The sequence below is a fragment of the Shewanella sp. BJSY2023SW005 genome, from assembly GCF_047314585.1.
GTDB lineage: Bacteria > Pseudomonadota > Gammaproteobacteria > Enterobacterales > Shewanellaceae > Shewanella > Shewanella algae.
In genome coordinates this window covers 21122-40664 of the sequence record NZ_JBKORJ010000014.1, presented here as the reverse complement: position 1 = coordinate 40664, position 19543 = coordinate 21122, and the positions used below count along the sequence as shown (strand labels likewise).

Here is a 19543-nt window from a genome sequence, read left to right as displayed (position 1 = left end):
CTCAGCGAAAGCCTGCTCCTTTATGGTTGGTCTCGCGGGATTCAAGCCGTTTGGCTTCTGATTTAGGCAACATCACATAGAGGGCCCCATAGCCGCCATGTTCGCGCTGAGCGCTGTGAAACGCTTGCACTTCATCCATCTGCGACAACCAGAAGTTGACGCAGGACTTGATAAGCCCAGGAAACGGCTTACGATTCTGCCCTTTGCCATGGATCACCAGCACGCAGCGATGGCCCAAAGCCACCTGAGCTTGAATGAAACCGAGCAGATAATCTCTGGCTTGGCGCACCGACATGGCATGAATATCCAGCTCGGCGGCTATCTTGTATTTGCCGAGACGTAAATTCTTGAATACCGCCTCCTGGATCCCCTGCTGCTTGTAGCTGAGCATATCATCGGGTTTCACTCTGGGGATCAGCGCTAAATCCAAGGTCAGGCGCTGCAGGTACTCATGGGCCTCGGCGGCGGCTTTGCGTGCCTGTTTTGACTCGCTGGAAAGAGGTTTCGCTCTGGTCTGGGCCTGGGTTTGTTGCTTGAGCGGCACCACATCGGCCATTTCTTGTATAAAAAGTGTCAGATCATCTGCTTTCATGATGCGACTCCTCCAACTTATGACGAGATTTACACACTTTGTAAAGAAATCAATCTTCTGTTACCAAGGGGCTTCTATTATAGTGAGGTCTGATGAGCCTGCTTAGATGATTTTAATGAAATTCCTGACCCTATTGTTCTTTTGCCTGATTTCTGTGCTTCAGCCCCTCAAGGCCGCCGAATTGCAGGATAAAGACCAAGCAGCCCTTAATCGTGTCTATGTCATGTTCAACCGGGCATTTAATGAACTCGACTCAGCTCCTTTGGAGGATATATACGCCGAGGATGCCACTTATATTCCTGAACAGCAAAGCCTTGCCATAGTTCAGGGGCGTGAAAACGTACTCAAACTGTATCAAAAGTTCTTTGACCGCATTCGCCATAAACAAGCCAGGATAGATGTGGATTTTAGGGTTGTTCACCGTCAGGCACACGGCAAGAGCGCCACTGACATAGGCTATTATCTGGTGCGTTTTCACCCGCCGAAAGATACTGAAGAACCCATGAGCGAGTTTGCCGGTAAAATCGTTATCGTCAGCCACAAAGATAAAAAAGGTAACTGGTTAGTGGATGTTGATACCAGCAACCGCGCCGAGCCTGAGCATTATTTCAACGCCAAACCCCAACCTAACCTGTATTATGGCGAGCAGTTTGCCCCCGTGCCCCCTGCCAGCGATCTCCCACCCAGTGTTGAAATTGAAATCGTTCATGCCAAGTAATTGGCAGTACTTGAGCGTGTGCCCTGCGGATATAAGGGCGCTATCGTTTTTGCTGCAATTACAATGACGGATTACCTTGTTCACTTCTCTTGCTGAAGTTCACGACAAATAAAAGGAATTATGAGTCAGATGACGCCATCCTAAGGAAGGTGCAAATAAGTCCTCTTGGCACTCTGGCTTGCACAGCAATTGGCGTTCAAGGCATCTGACTGAAGGCATGTCGGGGCATGTCGAAGTCGGATAACGCAGAGAGCCGGTTGCTGTGAAAGCCCCGAAGGGCGTGGCTTACATACCTGTCTGCTGTGTTGTGTTTCTTGCAAAGGGCTAAGGCCATTTGCTGCAAACCACGCCTTGCATCCAGGCCTGTAAGCCAACGCAGAGCACATGGGACTTGTTCGCACCTTCCCTGCCTTATTGAACGATTGCAAATGGTTCGATCGCACCTTTACCGGCAAATACACTAACCTGGATTTGGTAAGCGAAATCACTTTGCCCATCTCTTTGAGCTTTTTTACTTTGCCCTGGAGAAAAGAGCTGCCGCTGCTTTTGAGCCTAGTTCCCGTTATTGTGCTGGCCACTCTGCTGGCACCTTTTATGGGAAAGGTTCAGTTGCTGTTGCTCCCTGCCTGTAGCGTCATCTGGTTTTTGATATATATCCAGGTACGCAAAGGCCGGATACTGACTCAGTTAGGCGTGAAAAGCAGTGCCAAAGACGAGCGGCAGATAAGGATAAACCAAACCTGTATTCTCCTGCCTCAATATCTCACGGGAGCAACGACCGCTGTCGCCAAAGAGGATATTGCGAGTCTGGTGTTCCACTGGGTGGGCTATCATGACAATCATCAGCTTGAGCGCAAACGAGCTCACGCCGTGACAGTTAAGCTGAAAAACGGCCGGGAGTACCGGCTCTCTGGTACGGCCTATCCCTTACGAAGCCTGCTTTATCTGGCCATTTTCTTTGACTACCCGCTGCAGCTGATAGAAGCTTTACCTGCCAAAGGACGCCTTATCCAATTTGCCATAGGGCTTGCGTTCAGTGTTTTGATGCTCAATCTGGTAATGATTTTCATCATCCACTAACCAAAGCTTCCAAGGCCTAGCAATATAGCCGCTTTTCAATGCAAGGCTGCCGTCAAAGCGCTATTATGAGCGCAACTCAAGCCGGGATGCCGGCGCCTTTTTACCATTCACGATTGAAACAGAGATTGAAACAGAAAATCCCGATGCCAACCAATACCCTTTGCCCTTGCCACTCCAAGCTCCCCTACTGCGAATGCTGTCAGCCGCTGCACACTAAGCAGCACACAGCTGCTACTCCAGAGCAGTTGATGCGCTCCCGCTATGCCGCCTTTGTCAAACAGGAGTTTGACTATCTTATCGATACCCATCACCAGGACTATCGACAGGGACTCACGACGCAAATCCTGGCACAAATGCCAAAGACTCAGTGGCTGGGACTGCAGATTGTCGAGCGGGAACCTTTGACTCCGGGGCAAACCCAGGCCAGAGTCACTTTCAAGGCCTGGTATTTGGCCGATGGCCAGTTGGACGCTATTTTTGAAGAATCGAAATTTATACTTGAGGCCGGCAACTGGTTTTACACCGAGGGCAAGCAGTTCGCCGTCAGCTATCCCAAACGCAATGAACCCTGCATTTGCAACAGCGGTCACAAGTTCAAACACTGCTGTCTGAAACGGATTTAGCTAGGAGTTATTTAAGTTCGGCCCCAAGTTGGCCAGAGTGAGCTTGGGCTGGCTAATCAGTGCAGCAACAGCGGTTGACTCTGCTGCAAGAAAGCGCTGAATTCAGCTTCTCTGAGTGCCGGGCTGTACAGGAATCCCTGGGCCTGATGACACATGCAGGATGTGAGAAAACGTTCCTGCTCGGCGGTTTCAACTCCCTCTGCTGTCAGAGAGATATTCAGCGCCTTGGCCATGGCGATAATCGCGCTGACGATTTCGCGACTCTCGCGGCTAATATTGAGATCTGAGATAAAAGACCTGTCTATCTTGAGCTTGCTGATGGGAAACTGTTTCAAATAGCGCATTGAACTGTAACCCGTACCGAAATCATCAATGGCAAGCCCTACCCCCAAATCTGCCAACTCCTGGCATAGATTGGTGGCATAGCGTATATCTTCCATCAACTCGGTTTCGGTGATCTCCAGAATAAGCGTACCTGGCTTCAAGCGGTAACGATTGAGCAGTTGCCACACCTGCTCATAAAGATTGCTGCCGAAAAACTGCCGCGCCGACACGTTCACATGCATGGCGATATTAATATTGTGGTGCTGCCACAAATTAAGCTGGCGACAGGCGGCCTCCAGCACCCAGGTACCTATGGCATTGATAAGCCCAGACTGTTCGGCAATATCGATAAAGGCGCCGGGATACAGTACTCCCCGCTTGGGATGGTGCCAGCGGATCAGTGCTTCGGCACCTATGTAACTGCAGCTTTGCAAATCTTTAAGCGGCTGATAATAAAGTTCAAACTGTCTGCCCCGAATGGCGGCGTGCAGATCTCTTTCTATCTGGGCATCATCTTTGAACGCCTTGAGCAACGCGCTGTTGAAAAACTGGATTGCCGTACCCTGCTTCTTCTTGGCGTATTGCAGCGCAATATCGGCACAAGTCAGCGGCGCTACCAATTCGGCGACTTCGGCAATGTCCACCGCCGCCAGTGCCGGCTTGGGATCCACTTGCTCACGGCCGATATTGATGGGATTGCACAACTGTTGATAGAGGCGATGACAACAAACATCGATATCAAGCTCGTTGTTATCATCGAGCAGGAGGGCAAACTCATCACTGCCTACCCTGGCAATATTGCAGCCGGGATAAAGAGAGGCAAAGTGTTTCAAACGGCGGGCCACTTCAATCAGCAAGGCATCACCCTGTTCATGCCCATAGGTATCATTGAAGCGTTTAAAACCAATCAAATCGATCAGCAGCAACTGCCCGCTATAGGTTCTATCGAGTAAACGATTGAAATGGGTGCGGTTGTATAGTCCGGTCAGGCTGCAACGCCAGGCCAAGCGCTCAAGTTCGGCCTGATAATTATGCTGCTCGGTACAATCTTCACTGGAGACCAAGACATAATGGTTACCGCGCTGAGTGATAAATTGACTGGCATGATATCTGAGCCAGTATTCCTGGCCCTGCTCACGATTGAGCATCACTTCACCGGTCGCCACTTCACCGCGCAGTACTTTGGCCAGGGTCATTTCAGCCTGTTTGGGTTGCTGATGAAAAAAGGCCAATTGCTTCAGGCTGGCACCAAGCATTTTTTCTTTCGGGATACCGGTGATCTGTTCATGGGCGCTGTTGATGTATTCAATCGCTTCTGTGTGCAGATTGATTAACATGGTGACCTGGGCCGACTGCTCCGCGGCCGACTGAAACAGCGTCAGTAGTTCATCTTTACGGTAGGCATCATAGGTCGCCAGAGTCAGCGCCAGTTGATCAGCGACTTGCGATGCCAGGTGGATTTCCAAATCGCTCCAGAGTTCGCCGGCAATAGTTCGCTCCAGGCTCAATACGCCTTCAATGTGGCCATTGATCCTGATAGCGATATCCAGGGCACTGGCAATACCGTTGGCGTTAAAGTAGACCTCGGCAAGCTCGCTCATCCGCCAATCTGCTAGCGCGTCATTGGCGTCAATGTGGCGTCTTTGTTTGAGTTGATCTATATAGGCGGGTATTTGACTGAGGTGTTGCGGTCTGGGCGTCTGAATAGGTCGCCCTGAGCCAAAGCGGGCAACTTCAAACTGCACATGTTGATCCCTGGACCAGGACCAGACACTGGCGTGTTGCACATCAAGGTACTGACACAAGAGCTCAGTAGCCAGTTCAGCCGTCTTGGCGAAATCGCCCTGCTGCTTGGCAACCGAGTTGGTCAACAACTCCAGCAATCGCTGATACCTACGTCGCTTCACACATGTCCTCAGGTTCCCTTTCGGGCTTAAAGAAACCCGCGCCGAATGCGCGGGCCTGTTATCACTTCTCTGCGCGAGATTACACTTTTACATAATATCCAGCAAGATAACTCATACTTTCTTACATTTACCCTGCCATGGGCGGCCTCACAAGCTTTCGGATCTGGCCACCTTTGACCATTTACTTAAGTCACTTATGCCAAGCCGTTTTCCAACTGAAAAATCATTTTCTCGGCACTACAGGAAAAAGTCAGCGCCAGGGTGACAGCCTGTTCATCGTTGCAGAGCTCAGCCTTGACATCGGCGAAGCGGCCTTCGGCCAATTGCTTTAGCGCCTCGGCATCGGCTACTGCCGACTCACCTTGAAAAGTCAACAAAAGCAAGGTGTCTCCTTCTTCGACCACTGTCCCTATATCCACATAGCTGCCACACTCGGCACAAGTGTCCTGCACATTGGCGGCCTGAGCCTGTTCAATACTCTTCATCTATATGTCTCCGATGCTGATAGGCACTCACCATTATACGACATAGACAAGACCCGGACTGAGGCAAGACTCACGCAGTTTGATAAAGACCGGCCAACCTGCGCTGCTCGGAGAGTTGGTCAACAAACTCCATCAATGCCACCTTGGGTTGGTTCAAGACACCTTCCATGCGCAGCCTTGTGTGCCAATCGCAGTTATCCAGCGCCTCCTGCATTCCGCTATCTCTCTTTCCTCTGATAACCAAAGGTTCGGGCATCAAGGCCTGGGCCAGCTGAAAGCTGCGCTCACCCTCACTGATAAAATGATAACTGTTGTCTACCGGGGAAGGTTCTTGACTCAAGTCCCCAACCAAAGGTTGAGGCGCAGGCAGATCAAATTGCTGCCGCAGGATAGCATCCTTTTCAACATCGTCATGCAGGTGAAACTGGGGCCAATCGCGCACATCCTGAGACAGCAACGCCAAAAGCAGGGCAAACTCCCCCCGGCGATGGGACTCAACAGCCAGATTAAGCCGTTCGCCCAATTGCAGTTCATTGATTAAGGAAACATCAGTGCGCATAAAAAAACATCAACAAAACAACTCGTTGTTAGTTAATCGACCAAATGACCACGAACTTTAGCCCTTTTTTTAAAATCGGGCTTTACATGAAAAAGGTTTCTGACTACTATGGCGGCCGCAATTGAGGAGGGGTTCCCGAGTGGCCAAAGGGATCAGACTGTAAATCTGACGGCTCCGCCTTCGAAGGTTCGAATCCTTCTCCCTCCACCATTTGCCTACAATTTAAAAGACACGAAAGTGAAATCGTGGAGGGGTTCCCGAGTGGCCAAAGGGATCAGACTGTAAATCTGACGGCTCCGCCTTCGAAGGTTCGAATCCTTCTCCCTCCACCATCTTTCACTCTAATGTCTGGCTCCAAATATGTGGAGGGGTTCCCGAGTGGCCAAAGGGATCAGACTGTAAATCTGACGGCTCCGCCTTCGAAGGTTCGAATCCTTCTCCCTCCACCATTTCTTTTATATTCCTTTAGTCAATCTTCCAAGCGTTTTATCTACGCCCACTGCGTTTAATTTCATAACAATCAATTATCTAGCCTGTGGCTGTACCTGAATACGCCTGAGTTTTCGCTATCCATTGTCATTACCTTTGGTTATGATTAAGACCATCCTGTTATAAGAAAGAAGAACAACAATGGCTGATCTCTGGGTAAACGAAGCAATTGCCAAAATCGAAGCCGATTTTCAGCGCAGTGCCGACACGCATTTGATTAAACTGGAACTGCCGGCGGTCGCCGGAGTGGATATCTATCTTAAAGACGAAAGCACCCATCCAACCGGAAGCCTCAAGCACCGCTTGGCAAGATCACTGTTTCTGTACGCCTTGTGTAACGGCTGGATCAAACAGGATACTCCTGTCATTGAATCCTCATCCGGCAGCACAGCTGTCTCCGAGGCCTACTTTGCCCGCCTGCTGGGGCTACCCTTTATTGCGGTTATGCCGGCCTCCACCGCCCGCAAGAAGATACAGCAGATAGAGTTTTATGGCGGCCGGTGTCACTTTGTCAATCACTCCAGCGAAATCTACGCCGAGTCTGAGCGGCTGGCGCGGGAGCTGAATGGCCATTATATGGATCAGTTCACCTATGCCGAGCGGGCCACCGACTGGCGCGGCAACAATAATATTGCCAATGCCATTTTCGATCAGATGCAGCGCGAGCCCTTCCCTATTCCCGAGTGGATTGTGATGAGCCCGGGTACCGGTGGCACTTCGGCCACCATTGGCCGTTATATCCGCTATCAACAGCTTTGCACCAAGCTGTGTGTGGTCGACCCGGATAACTCAGTGTTCTATGACTATTTTCAACAAAGAGATGCGGCCATCACCTGTGAGCAAGGCAGCAAGATTGAAGGTATAGGCCGGCCCAGAGTCGAGCCCTCCTTTATCCCGGGGGTTGTCGACTTCATGTTGAAGATCCCTGATGCCGCCTCTGTGGCGACAATCCATTGGCTGGAACAGATCATCGGCCGCAAGACAGGGGCCTCGACCGGCACCAACCTCTATGGTGCCCTGATGCTGGCGGCCGAAATGAAACGCGACAACCGCCAGGGCTCAATAGTGACCCTGATCTGCGACCCCGGTGAGCGCTATCTGGACACTTATTACAACCCCGAGTGGATAGCCGCCAACATAGGGGATATCAGCCAGTATCAAAACAAACTGAAGCTGTTTGAAACCACGGGTGAACTCTGCTGCTAACAACGCGCTTCAGATAACAAAAAGCCGCATCAATGCGGCTTTTTGTCGATTACCACTGCGGATTAATCGATATCCAGATACTTGTGAGTCTGAATAGACAAACGCCAGTTGCGTTCGATACAGACTTTCATCGCCAACGCCGTCGCCCGGCCCTTCTGGCTGATGGGCTGCAGGCAGATAGTCTTGTCTTTGAGATCCAGTCCCTGCAACAGTTGATCCAGCTCCTCAATATGAGCCTCGGTCGCCACCGGATGCTTAATCTCATTTGCCCGCTCCAGCGCCTGACGCAGTACCGGCATCCCCCCCTTCATACCGACCTTGGGCGAGACTGTGACCCAGGTATCTGCGCTGCAATTCACCTCAAAGGTGCCACTGGTTTCAATTTGAGTGCGAAAGCCTGCGGCATTAAATGCTTCTGTCATTTCAGTGAGCGGATAGAGACAAGGCTCACCCCCTGTGATCACTATATGCCTGGCATTGAATCCCTGCTGTTTGAACGCCTCCAGTAAAGACTTGGCATCATGCAAGGCCCAGCGACCGATACTGCCATCGGTGCGGATCACATCGGCAGGTTTCACCTGATTATGCTCAAGCTTGTCCCAGGTCTGGCGGGTATCACACCAAGGACACCCCACAGGGCAACCCTGCAAACGCACAAAAATAGCCGGAACGCCGGTAAACACACCTTCTCCCTGCAGGGTTTCAAAGACTTCGTTGACGGGGTAGTACATCGGGGTTCCTCATATTTGCCGGGGCGGCATTTATAGAGGAATTTAGCCCCAAGCGCAAGGATGAGCGAATTTTCCGTTTTTTACCAAGCCGGCGCTGACAGCCGGCCAAATTAGGGTAAACTGTGACGATTGAGTCATCCCTTTGAATAGACACTTATGTCTTCATCCAATCAATCGCTTATGTCATCAGAATCAAACGCACCGCAAACCCAAACCGCAGAGCCGCCCCAGAGCACTAAGCCAGCTATTTCCAAGGCGATAGTCGTTTTCAGCGGCGGTCAGGACTCCACCACCTGCCTTATTCAGGCCTTGGCCCAGTATGATGAAGTACATGCCATCACCTTCGACTATGGCCAGCGCCACAGCCAGGAGATTGAAGTTGCCAAACAACTGGCGCAAAAACTCGGCGCCGCCAGTCACAAGGTGCTGGATGTTACTCTGCTCAATGAGTTGGCCATCTCGGCCCTGACCCGCGACAATATCCCGGTATCAAACGACTTGATGGACAATGGTCTGCCCAATACTTTTGTTCCCGGACGCAATATTCTGTTTCTGACCCTGGCGGGGATCTACGCCTATCAGATAGGCGCCGATGCCGTGATCACAGGTGTCTGCGAGACCGACTTCTCCGGCTACCCGGACTGCCGTAATGACTTTATCAAGGCGATGGAGTCTGCGCTGGTACAAGGCATGGACAGACAGCTGCGTTTGGTTACGCCACTCATGTGGCTCAACAAGGCCGAAACCTGGGCACTGGCAGATAAATACCAGCAACTGCCACTGGTAAGGGATGAAACCCTTACCTGCTATAACGGCATTCTTGGCAAAGGCTGTGGCACCTGCCCCGCCTGTTTATTGCGTCAAAAAGGATTGGATGAGTATCTGGCGAGCCCGGACAGCATCCAGGCGATACTGGCGGCCAAGACTGCGTGAAGCCGAGCTCCGCTTATTTTTCAGGTGTTGTGTTAACAGCCCTGGCGCTGCTGCTGTATTCTCTGCCGCTCACTGAGCTGTTGGCATTTCGCCGCAGCGCTATAGAACAAGGTGAGCTGTGGCGGCTTGTCAGCGGCAATCTGCTGCACACCAACTTCTGGCATCTGCTGATGAACCTCGCCGGGTTTTGGGTGATCCTTTATCTGCACAAGGAACACTATAACGCCCTGGGCGTATTGATATTGACCCTGGCCCTGTGTCTGCTTGAAGGTGTAGGGCTTTATCTTTGCTACCCGCAGCTTATGGGTTATGTGGGGCTAAGTGGCATACTGCACGGCTTGTTCGCCTTCGGCGCCCTGGCCGATATTCGCAGTGGTCGAAACTCAGGTTACCTGCTGCTTGCTGGCGTTATCGCCAAAGTCGGCTGGGAGCAATGGCAAGGGGCGGCCGCTGAAGTCAGCGCCCTGATTGGCGCCAGAGTCGCGGTCGAAGCGCATCTTGTTGGCCTGATTGGCGGTATCGCACTGTTTGGCTTGTGGCGACTGAGTGCTTATAAAGCGCCGAAACTTTGATACCAAGCCTAAGCATTTAAATAGGGTTTTTTAAATTAGGCTTTTAAATCAAGCTCTTTAAAGTCGTTGACAGATGAACAGCATAAAGAACCCGGCTTTTGCCGGGTTCTTTGTCAATGGGTCGATTTTAGGGAAGGTGCGAACATTTAGGCCTTGATAAGCTCCTCTCTGAGCCTTGCCACTTCATCACGCAGTGCAGCAGCCTGCTCAAACTCCAGATCCCTGGCATGCTGGTGCATCTGTTTTTCCAGCCTGTCGATTTCATGCGCCAGATTGGCAGCGTCCACCTGATAAGCCGACTTGCGCTCCGCCACCTTGCGGGCACCCGGCTGCGGTGCTGCCGATGAGGGGGAATCTCCCACATCCATAACATCTGTGATCTTCTTCACCAAGCCCTTGGGCACTATGCCATTGGCCAGGTTGAAGGCGTGCTGTTTCTCGCGGCGACGATTGGTTTCATCCATGGCCTTGGCCATTGAAGGGGTCACCTTATCGGCGTAAAGGATCACCTTGCCGTTAATGTTACGGGCGGCGCGGCCTATGGTCTGGATAAGCGAGCGCTCGGAGCGCAGGAAACCCTCTTTATCGGCATCGAGAATGCACACCAGAGACACTTCCGGCATGTCCAGCCCTTCCCTGAGCAAGTTGATGCCGACCAGCACGTCGAAGACACCCTTACGTAAATCGCGAATGATCTCTACCCGCTCCACGGTATCCACGTCCGAGTGCAAGTAACGCACCTTAACGCCGTGTTCATCGAGATATTCGGTGAGATCTTCCGCCATCCGCTTGGTCAGCGTAGTCACCAACACACGTTCATTGACGGCAATGCGCTTGTTGGCCTCAGAGAGCAGATCATCCACTTGAATCGCCACCGGCCGCACTTCCAGCTCGGGATCCAACAAACCCGTGGGCCTGACCACTTGCTCGGCCACATCGCCGCCGCTGCGTTCAAGTTCATAACTGCCCGGTGTGGCCGACACGTAAATCGTCTGCGGCATCAAGGACTCGAACTCTTCAAACTTGAGCGGTCTGTTATCCAGTGCCGATGGCAGGCGGAAACCGTACTCCACCAGGGTGGTTTTCCTCGAACGGTCACCCTTGTACATGGCACCTATCTGCGGCACAGTCACATGGGACTCGTCGATGATCAGCAGACCATCCGGCGGCAGATAATCCAGCAAAGTCGGCGGCCCTTCTCCCGGTGCACGCCCGGAGAGATAACGGGAGTAGTTTTCGATACCGGAGCAATAACCCAGCTCTGTCATCATCTCCACATCGTACTGCACCCGCTCGCTGATCCTTTGTGCCTCAATCAGCTTATTGGTATCCAGTAACTGCTGACGGCGCTCTCTGAGCTCGGCCTTTATCTGCTCTGTGGCCGCCAATATTTTTTCTCTCGGGGTCACGTAGTGAGTCTTGGGGTAAACCGTGGCCCGGGCAATGCGTTTACGCACCTGGCCGGTCAAAGGGTCGAACAGCGACAGCTGCTCTATCTCATCATCGAACAACTCGACCCGAATAGCATCCCGGTCCGATTCGGCCGGGAAGATATCTATTACCTCACCGCGCACCCTGAAGGTACCGCGCTGCAGTTCAATATCGTTGCGGCTGTATTGCAACTCGCTGAGCCGCTGCAGTATATCCCGCTGGCCCATGATGTCGCCCTGGCGCAAGTGCAGCAGCATCTTCATGTAAGAGTCGGGATCGCCAAGACCATAAATGGCTGAAACCGAGGCCACCAACACCACATCACGCCGCTCCAGCAAGGCCTTGGTGGCCGAGAGTCGCATCTGCTCGATATGAGCGTTGACCGAAGCATCCTTCTCAATAAAGGTGTTGGTCGAAGGCACATAGGCTTCCGGTTGGTAGTAGTCATAGTAGGAAACGAAGTATTCCACCGCGTTATGGGGGAAAAACTCTTTCATCTCACCGTAGAGTTGCGCCGCCAACGTTTTATTGGGCGCCATAATGATGGTTGGCCGCCCTTGATTGGCAATCACATTGGCAATGGTGAAAGTTTTTCCTGAGCCGGTAACCCCAAGCAAAGTTTGGTTGGCGAGCCCGGATTCCAGGCCATCAACCAGTTTGGCAATGGCGGTGGGCTGATCTCCGGCAGGAGAATACTGAGACTCCAAACGAAACGGCGTAGCTGACACTTTAATGCTCCTTCGGTTAAGCCTTTCATTTTACTCATTGGGCCGAATTACGCCAAGCCAAAAGCCGCATTACTCCTGCCAACATGATGTCAGCAGCAGCTTGTGCTGAAACTCAGCAACGAGACGGCAGATGTGGCGGCCAAATATAAAAAATCCATCCGAATGAATCACTGAGATGGATTTAATGCACAAGGATTGGCAGATACTTCCTTACAGCTTTGTTACAAAAATCACCAAGCAAACCAAAGCGGCTTGACTTTTATATCTTGCTGTTTTTGTTATGTTTATATTTTAGCCTCCCAAATTGACCATTTTAAGTTCAATGCTGATGCCACAAGGGTTTGCAGCCCATAAAGCGGGGAAGCTCACAGGTTTATCCACAGATTTAGTGGATAAGTCAGTGTAACCCTTTAGCCATGGGGGCTTGAGGCATCCAGTTCCATTTATCCTACCCTGGTGGGTATTTTGTAATAAAAGAACATATGAAAGTGTGGTACTCACAAAGCGGATTAAGCTGCACCAAAAATGAACACAAAATGATTGTGCTGCCCTTTTTTGAGCGGCGTTCTATCTTGCTTGAAGCGCTCAGTTTGATGCCCCTTTCATAATCCCCCATGGTATTTATCTATGGCATGGCAGCTCAATCGCTAGAAAAGGGCTCATTAAGGTCGATATCCTTGTTGCAAATGGCAAGAGGTCTGAGTCAAACGCCTGGCACATAAGTGTTTAGCCGTTATTTTTTAAGCAAAAAATATCCATAAAGCAGTTTTATCCATCACTGTGAGCATTAGATAAGCAATTAACAGCTTAATGACACTTTTTTTGGGGATGCGAGTTGACTCCACCCACAGAGCGATTTACTATGCGCTCCGTTCTCAGCGAGACAAGCGAGAAATTGCGATTCCCCTGTAGTTCAGTCGGTAGAACGGCGGACTGTTAATCCGTATGTCACTGGTTCAAGTCCAGTCAGGGGAGCCACTTCAAGCAAGTCTTATGAAAACAATAGGTTAATCCTAGCTAAATTATTCCCCTGTAGTTCAGTCGGTAGAACGGCGGACTGTTAATCCGTATGTCACTGGTTCGAATCCAGTCAGGGGAGCCAATTTAGTTAGCTTGAAATCTGTTCCCCTGTAGTTCAGTCGGTAGAACGGCGGACTGTTAATCCGTATGTCACTGGTTCAAGTCCAGTCAGGGGAGCCACTTCAAGTTTGACCTAAGCGAAATCTGTTCCCCTGTAGTTCAGTCGGTAGAACGGCGGACTGTTAATCCGTATGTCACTGGTTCAAGTCCAGTCAGGGGAGCCACTTCGATTTCCGCTCAGCATCATATTCTATTCCCCTGTAGTTCAGTTGGTAGAACGGCGGACTGTTAATCCGTATGTCACTGGTTCGAGTCCAGTCAGGGGAGCCACCTCACCTCTTTCTGCGTTTTGTATTTATAACAAATACGTATACAATTTCGACAATCGTCTCGACATTGGTCTGAACTCAGATAAAGATGGGCATTTCGCGCTTTTTTCAACTGTTACTATTATTGGGGTTTCTGGCTACCGGCATGGTGCTGCTACAGCAGGAGCGGCAGATTCTGGAGCAGGAAGGTAATGCCCTGTTGCAGCGATTACAACAAGCGCAGGAGCAAGCCCAGGACGCAGATGATGCCGCAATCCTTTACCGGCAGCTGCAGGACACTGCGCCACTGCAGTTTTTCCAATATACAGATGACGCCGACGGCCAAAATAATCTTACCAGAGGCAGTTTCCTGCCTGAGATGAACTGGCAATATTATCTGTTGCCGTTGCAACTCGAATCCCAATACCGCTTCGCTTCCGGGCGGGTGTTACTTAAGCCCGACCTAAGCCCTCTTAGAGATCAAGGGATCCATACACTCTGGCTCGCAGGATTACGCTTACTGCCTCTTTATCTGGCCCTGGCGTTAATCTTTGCCTTGATGATGGGCCGTCATAAACGCGTCCTCAAATATGCGGCAGAGTATTTAACCAAGATGTCCCAAGGCCAGTTTGATTCTCTGGCACAGAGCCGCTTTCGGGGTGAACTCAAGCCCTTGGGGCAAGCATTGGAGCAAAGTCGGCAGCTGTTCAAGCAGCAGTTTGACAAACTTGAGTCGGAAAATCTGACACTGAAGAAGCTCGCCTATGAAGATCCGGTAACCGGCTTTGGCACCCGCCAGCACTTCACCGAAAAACTGCAGCAACTGTCTCTTTCCGGCAAATCACAAATTGGAGTGTTAATCCTGGTAAAAGCCACTGAGCTTGGTCATATCAATCAACTGCACGGCCGTCAGGGCGGCGATGACTATCTTGCCCGTGTCGCGGTTTGTATTCGCCGGGCACTCCAGGGCTACAAAAACAGCGAAAGCTTTCGTATTGCCAGTACTGACTTTGCCATCTTTATCCCCTCAATTGTGCTGAAAGACGCGCAAACCTTTGCCACCCAGCTCAAGCGTGAGCTGGAAGAGTATCAAGCAGAACTGCAAACAGACTCCATTGCCCATACAGGTATAGTGGCCTACGCCAGCGACAAAGATCCCATGGGTATTCTCGCCATGGCCGATACCGCCGCCAACGTCGCGCAAACCTTGGGCCCTAATGCGGTGCAGTTCCAGGATAAGAATATGCTGGATGAAAAACTCGGGGATAACCGCTGGAAACTGGCCATTGAAGACTTGTTGAAGCGCCGGGCGCTCAAGTTTTACCAACAACCCATTCAACCCTGTCGCAGCGAGGTAGATGGTTATCGAGAGCTGCTGGCACGCTTTTACAACAGTGAAGGCAAGTTTCTACCTACAGCCACGGTGATCGCCATGGCCGAACGTCACGGCATGAGTCAGGAACTGGATAAACTGGTACTGCTCAGCGCCTTGAAACTACTGCAGAGCCTGCCAAACCTCAGCGGTAATATCGGCGTCAATCTGAGCCCGGGTTCAGCCTCCAAAGAAAACTTTATAGCCTGGGCCCGAGATCTGCTTTCCAAACACCCGAGATTGGCATCAAGGCTGGTGTTTGAGATCAATGAAGCAGGTATGCAGGGCAATCTGGCCGCCAGTCACAAGTTCGTTCGCGCCATGCACAGCGTCGGCTGCAGGGTATCGGTAGAACGCTTCGGCATGGGCTTTACCTCATTCAAATTCTTCCGAGAGGTGCGCCCCGACTACATCAAACTGGATCCCAGCTATACCCAGGCCATAGATGAAGACACCAATAACCAGTTCTTTGTCCGTATGTTGGTCGATGTGGCCCGTCGCAGTGGTGTCAGGGTGATAGCCTGCGGCATCGAGCGTCAGGAAGAGAAGATGGTGGTAGAGAAATTGCTGGTCGATGGCATGCAGGGCTTCTACATCGCCAAGCCACAACAGTTGGATCCCGCCGAAATGAACAGAAATTAATGCCATTTATGGCCAAATACGGGCGCAAAGAAGGTAAACCCTGCTTTCTATATGTTGTTTATGACCACTGAAACACTGATAATAACCGCTAAGAAATCACAACGCCTGTAATGAGATGAGTGAGTATCTCCTGTTGTTGATTGGCACTGTGCTGGTCAACAATTTTGTATTAGTGAAATTCCTTGGCTTATGCCCGTTTATGGGGGTGTCCAGCAAGCTGGAATCTGCCATAGGTATGTCCATGGCAACCACCTTTGTCATGACCTTGGCAGCCATTCTCAGCTATCTGGTCAACCAGTATCTGCTGCTGCCATTCGATCTGGGCTACCTGCGCACCATGAGCTTTATTCTGGTTATCGCCGTGGTGGTACAGTTCACCGAAATGGTGGTACAGAAAACCAGTGCGACTCTGCATAGGGCGCTGGGGATCTACCTGCCGCTTATCACCACCAACTGTGCCGTGTTGGGTGTAGCCCTGCTGAACATCAATGAAAACCACGATTTTATGCAGAGTGCCATCTATGGTTTCGGCGCTGCCGCCGGGTTTTCACTGGTGCTTATCCTGTTTTCGGCGATGCGCGAACGTCTGGCAGCGGCCGATGTCCCAGCGCCTTTCAAAGGCAGTGCCATCGCCATGATCACCGCCGGCCTGATGTCGCTGGCCTTCATGGGCTTTACCGGTTTAGTCAAATAGAGTTATGTCTTCCATGCTAATTGCAGTCATTTTATTGTCTCTGCTGGCGCTGGTATTCGGCGTTTTACTCGGCTTCGCCGCCGAGAAGTTTAAAGTTCAGGGCAATCCGATAGTGGATCAGGTCGAAGCCCTGTTGCCACAAACCCAGTGTGGTCAATGCGGCTACCCTGGTTGCCGCCCCTACGCCGAGGCCATAGCCAACGGCGAGAAGATCAATCGCTGCCCACCGGGCGGTACCGCCACCATGGAGAAACTGGCCGATCTTATGGGGGTCGATCCCGAGCCTCTCGATGCCAGTGTTGAAACCCAGGTCAAAAAGGTCGCCTACATTCGTGAAGAGGAATGTATCGGCTGTACCAAGTGTATTCAGGCCTGTCCGGTAGACGCCATTATAGGAACGGGCAAGCTGATGCACACAGTCCTGACCAGCAACTGCACCGGCTGCGATCTCTGTGTTGAACCCTGCCCCGTGGATTGTATCGATATGATCCCGGTGAAACAGGATCTGAAAACCTGGGACTGGCAGCTTAACGCAATTCCAGTGAAGTTGGTGGAAGAGGACAAGCCGTGCTGACATTACTCGAACAGTTGGATAAAGGAACTCAGTGGCGCCTGACCGGCGGAATTCATCCGCCGCAGATGAAAGACCTCTCCAATGGCAGCCCTATTGGGCGTCTACCGCTTGCCAGTGAATTCTTATTGCCCGTACCTCAGGTCGGTGACAGCGCCGTGCTCGAAGTCAAAGTCGGCGACAGAGTGCTCAAGGGCCAAGCGCTGACCCGCGGACTGAGCGCCATGTATCTGGCGGTGCATGCCCCCACCTCAGGCATCATTCGCGCCATAGAGCAAAGACCGAGCAATCACCCTTCTGCCCTGCCGGTATTGACCTGTGTGCTGGAAGCCGATGGCCAGGATCAAGCCATACATTTTGATCGGCAAGACCTCGCAGCATTGAGCCGCGAGCAGATCCTCAGCCGCATTCGCCAGGCCGGGATAGCCGGATTGGGCGGCGCCATGTTTCCGGCTCACATCAAACTCAACCCCGCCAGTGAGATTGAACTACTGTTGATCAACGGCGTGGAATGCGAGCCTTATATCAGCGCCGATGACAGATTGATGCGCGAACACGCCAGGGAAATTCTGGATGGTATTGAAATTGTTCACGGGCTGCTAAATCCCAAACGGGTAATTATCGCCATTGAGGATAACAAGCCCGAAGCCGTACAGGCGATGCAGCAGGCGCTTGATAGCTGCCACCTGCCGAAGGGAAGTATCAGGATCACTGTGATCCCGACCAAATACCCTTCCGGCGGTGAAAAGCAGCTGATCCAGATCATTACCGGGCAGGAAGTGCCTTCCGGCGCCATTCCGGCGCAACTTGGGATAGTAGTGCACAACGTAGGCACCGCCTTCGCCATTCGTGAAGCCGTTTGCCTGGGTAAGCCTCTCATAGAGCGGGTCGTCACAGTGACCGGCGGCAATATTCCAAAGCCGGGTAATTACTGGGTGCCACTGGGCACGCCCATAGCCCATATACTTGAGCAAAGTGGCTTCACCCCCAGCGGTCAGGATACCGTCATCATAGGCGGCCCCATGATGGGCCACACCTTACCCCTTATTAAGGTGCCGCTGCTCAAAGGCAGTAACTGTATTCTGGTGCCATCTGCCAGCGAGATCAGCCCTCCAGCCGAGGAGAAGGCCTGCATTCGCTGCGGTGAATGTGCTCAGGTGTGCCCGGCATCTCTATTGCCCCAGCAACTCTACTGGCACAGTAAAGCCGAGGAATATGACAAGGCCAGCGCCTACAACCTCAGAGACTGCATCGAATGTGGCTGCTGTAGTTATGTTTGTCCATCGGATATTCCTCTGGTGGAGTATTACCGAGTTGCCAAGGCGGCCATTAAGCGTAATCACGAAGAGAAACAGCTGGCCGAGCAGGCCAAGCAAAGATTCGATGCCAGGCTCAAACGGCTGGAGGCCGAGAAACAGGCCCGGGAAGCCAAAGCCAAGGCCGCAGCCGATAAGCGCCGCGCCGCCATGGGCAGTGGTGAGAAAGACGCCGTTGCCGAAGCCATGGCCAGGATTAAGGCGAAAAAAGCCGCTGAAGCCTCTGTAGTGGCCACCGAAAGCCCGGTAGAAAAAGCTGTCGAAACTGCCGACTCGGCAGTTATCCAGCCAAAGGTGGACAAGAGAAAGAGCGATGTCGCGGCAGCGATTGCCAGGGCCAAGGCCAAAAAGGCCGCTGCACAAGGCACTGTTCCTGCTGAAGAAGTTGCTGATACGACTACAGATAATGCAGCTGAAGGCACAACACCTGGCTCGGACAAGAAAGCTCAGGTCGCAGCCGCTATCGCCCGCGCCAAGGCGAAAAAGGCCGCTGCAGCCTCAGGGCAGGCCGAAACTAGCACTTGCGCCACTCAAGCTACAGCCGACGAAGCAAGCCAAACCGTAAGCGAAGATAGCAAGCAGGCTCGTATCGCGGCAGCGGTTGCCAGAGCCAAGGCCAAGAAAGCCGCGGCTGCATCTGAGTCAACGCCAGCAACGGATTTCGACGGAGGATCAGCACAAGGTGCCGAAGTAAACCAAGTCGCAAGCCAAGCAGCAAAACAAGCTACAAGCGATGACAGCAAGCAGGCTCGTATCGTGGCAGCGGTTGCCAAAGCCAAGGCCAAGAAAGCCGCGGCGGCGTCTGAGTCAGCTAAATCAATTGCGGCCGATGATAACGGTGGGGAACAAGCGCAAGCCGCCGAAGTAAACCAAGTCGCAAGCCAAGCAGCAAAACAAGCCACAAGCGATGACAGCAAGCAGGCTCGTATCGCGGCAGCGGTTGCCAAAGCCAAGGCCAAGAAAGCCGCGGCGGCAAGTGAACAACCACAGGACAAAGGCGCGGCAAATACGCCTGTTTCGGCTGAAAGTCGGCCTACAATCGAGTCGACAACCGCTACCGAGCCCACGTCCGCGGATAATACTCCGTCTGATGACAGTAAACAGGCGCGTATTGCCAGGGCAGTAGCCAAAGCCAAACAAAAGGCCAAAGAGAAGGCGCTCAGCGCACAGGAGAAAGATTGA

At 52.1% G+C, this 19543-nt stretch carries 16 protein-coding genes and 8 tRNA genes; 18 read left to right on the top strand and 6 right to left on the bottom strand.

Features of this window, described 5'->3' with window-relative positions; translation table 11 throughout:
- Position 1: 1 nt before the first annotated feature.
- Positions 2-592: a DNA endonuclease SmrA gene (gene smrA, locus ACMHXI_RS02045; RefSeq protein WP_413733875.1), complete on the bottom strand. Its 591-nt coding sequence runs from the start codon at positions 590-592 to the stop codon at positions 2-4.
- Between the two features lie 115 nt (positions 593-707).
- On the opposite strand from smrA, the gene ACMHXI_RS02040 reads away from it, so the two are divergent.
- From ACMHXI_RS02040 to ACMHXI_RS02030, 3 genes are all read left to right on the top strand, one after another.
- A complete protein-coding gene (locus ACMHXI_RS02040; RefSeq protein ID WP_054744441.1) occupies positions 708-1310 on the top strand; it encodes a YybH family protein in 603 nt (200 codons plus the stop codon).
- A 384-nt stretch (positions 1311-1694) separates the two neighbouring features.
- Positions 1695-2390 (top strand): hypothetical protein, encoded by a 696-nt coding sequence (locus ACMHXI_RS02035; protein ID WP_107004887.1) that lies wholly within the window; start codon positions 1695-1697, stop codon positions 2388-2390.
- Between the two features lie 143 nt (positions 2391-2533).
- A complete protein-coding gene (locus tag ACMHXI_RS02030; RefSeq protein ID WP_025010240.1) occupies positions 2534-3013 on the top strand; it encodes a YchJ family protein in 480 nt (159 codons plus the stop codon).
- Positions 3014-3069: 56 nt separating this feature from the next.
- Here the strand turns inward: ACMHXI_RS02030 and ACMHXI_RS02025 are convergent, their stop codons facing one another.
- The 3 genes from ACMHXI_RS02025 to ACMHXI_RS02015 form a co-directional block, all read right to left on the bottom strand.
- On the bottom strand, positions 3070-5244 hold the full coding sequence (locus tag ACMHXI_RS02025) for a putative bifunctional diguanylate cyclase/phosphodiesterase (RefSeq protein WP_028781500.1): 2175 nt from the start codon (positions 5242-5244) through the stop codon (positions 3070-3072).
- Positions 5245-5438: 194 nt separating this feature from the next.
- Positions 5439-5729 (bottom strand): DUF406 family protein, encoded by a 291-nt coding sequence (locus ACMHXI_RS02020; protein WP_054744443.1) that lies wholly within the window; start codon positions 5727-5729, stop codon positions 5439-5441.
- Positions 5730-5799: 70 nt separating this feature from the next.
- Entirely contained in the window at positions 5800-6288 is a 489-nt protein-coding gene (locus tag ACMHXI_RS02015) for a VC2046/SO_2500 family protein (protein WP_219002826.1), read from the bottom strand.
- A 125-nt stretch (positions 6289-6413) separates the two neighbouring features.
- On the opposite strand from ACMHXI_RS02015, the gene ACMHXI_RS02010 reads away from it, so the two are divergent.
- The 4 genes from ACMHXI_RS02010 to ACMHXI_RS01995 all read left to right on the top strand — a co-directional run bounded on the left by ACMHXI_RS02010 (position 6414) and on the right by ACMHXI_RS01995 (position 7983).
- A tRNA-Tyr gene (locus tag ACMHXI_RS02010) sits at positions 6414-6498 on the top strand.
- Between the two features lie 37 nt (positions 6499-6535).
- A tRNA-Tyr gene (locus tag ACMHXI_RS02005) sits at positions 6536-6620 on the top strand.
- 32 nt (positions 6621-6652) lie between these two features.
- A tRNA-Tyr gene (locus ACMHXI_RS02000) sits at positions 6653-6737 on the top strand.
- Between the two features lie 181 nt (positions 6738-6918).
- Positions 6919-7983: a PLP-dependent cysteine synthase family protein gene (locus ACMHXI_RS01995; RefSeq protein ID WP_028781497.1), complete on the top strand. Its 1065-nt coding sequence runs from the start codon at positions 6919-6921 to the stop codon at positions 7981-7983.
- A gap of 62 nt (positions 7984-8045) precedes the next feature.
- On the opposite strand, the gene queE is transcribed toward ACMHXI_RS01995, so the two are convergent.
- Positions 8046-8714 (bottom strand): 7-carboxy-7-deazaguanine synthase QueE, encoded by a 669-nt coding sequence (gene queE, locus ACMHXI_RS01990; protein ID WP_413733871.1) that lies wholly within the window; start codon positions 8712-8714, stop codon positions 8046-8048.
- A 180-nt stretch (positions 8715-8894) separates the two neighbouring features.
- On the opposite strand from queE, the gene queC reads away from it, so the two are divergent.
- Both queC and rrtA read left to right on the top strand, forming a co-directional pair.
- Positions 8895-9647, top strand: a complete 753-nt coding sequence (queC, locus tag ACMHXI_RS01985) for a 7-cyano-7-deazaguanine synthase QueC (protein ID WP_117200749.1) — start codon at positions 8895-8897, stop codon at positions 9645-9647.
- A gap of 29 nt (positions 9648-9676) precedes the next feature.
- Entirely contained in the window at positions 9677-10219 is a 543-nt protein-coding gene (gene rrtA / locus ACMHXI_RS01980; RefSeq protein ID WP_413733869.1) for a rhombosortase, read from the top strand.
- A 146-nt stretch (positions 10220-10365) separates the two neighbouring features.
- Here rrtA and uvrB read toward each other — a convergent pair whose 3' ends face one another.
- The gene (uvrB, locus tag ACMHXI_RS01975) at positions 10366-12378 is read right to left on the bottom strand and encodes an excinuclease ABC subunit UvrB (RefSeq protein ID WP_208193219.1); all 2013 of its coding nucleotides are present in this window, start codon (positions 12376-12378) and stop codon (positions 10366-10368) included.
- A gap of 902 nt (positions 12379-13280) precedes the next feature.
- On the opposite strand from uvrB, the gene ACMHXI_RS01970 reads away from it, so the two are divergent.
- The 9 genes from ACMHXI_RS01970 to rsxC all read left to right on the top strand — a co-directional run bounded on the left by ACMHXI_RS01970 (position 13281) and on the right by rsxC (position 19543).
- Positions 13281-13356, top strand: a tRNA-Asn gene (locus ACMHXI_RS01970).
- Positions 13357-13404: 48 nt separating this feature from the next.
- A tRNA-Asn gene (locus ACMHXI_RS01965) sits at positions 13405-13480 on the top strand.
- 22 nt (positions 13481-13502) lie between these two features.
- Positions 13503-13578: transfer RNA gene (locus ACMHXI_RS01960), tRNA-Asn, on the top strand.
- Between the two features lie 28 nt (positions 13579-13606).
- Positions 13607-13682: transfer RNA gene (locus tag ACMHXI_RS01955), tRNA-Asn, on the top strand.
- Positions 13683-13712: 30 nt separating this feature from the next.
- Positions 13713-13788 (top strand) — tRNA-Asn (locus tag ACMHXI_RS01950).
- A gap of 87 nt (positions 13789-13875) precedes the next feature.
- Positions 13876-15780: a GGDEF domain-containing protein gene (locus ACMHXI_RS01945; protein WP_342199985.1), complete on the top strand. Its 1905-nt coding sequence runs from the start codon at positions 13876-13878 to the stop codon at positions 15778-15780.
- A gap of 115 nt (positions 15781-15895) precedes the next feature.
- Positions 15896-16474: an electron transport complex subunit RsxA gene (rsxA, locus tag ACMHXI_RS01940; RefSeq protein ID WP_025010232.1), complete on the top strand. Its 579-nt coding sequence runs from the start codon at positions 15896-15898 to the stop codon at positions 16472-16474.
- Between the two features lie 4 nt (positions 16475-16478).
- Positions 16479-17048 (top strand): electron transport complex subunit RsxB, encoded by a 570-nt coding sequence (gene rsxB, locus ACMHXI_RS01935; protein WP_025010231.1) that lies wholly within the window; start codon positions 16479-16481, stop codon positions 17046-17048.
- Entirely contained in the window at positions 17042-19543 is a 2502-nt protein-coding gene (gene rsxC, locus ACMHXI_RS01930) for an electron transport complex subunit RsxC (RefSeq protein ID WP_208184796.1), read from the top strand. The genes rsxB and rsxC overlap by 7 nt, the downstream gene beginning before the upstream one ends.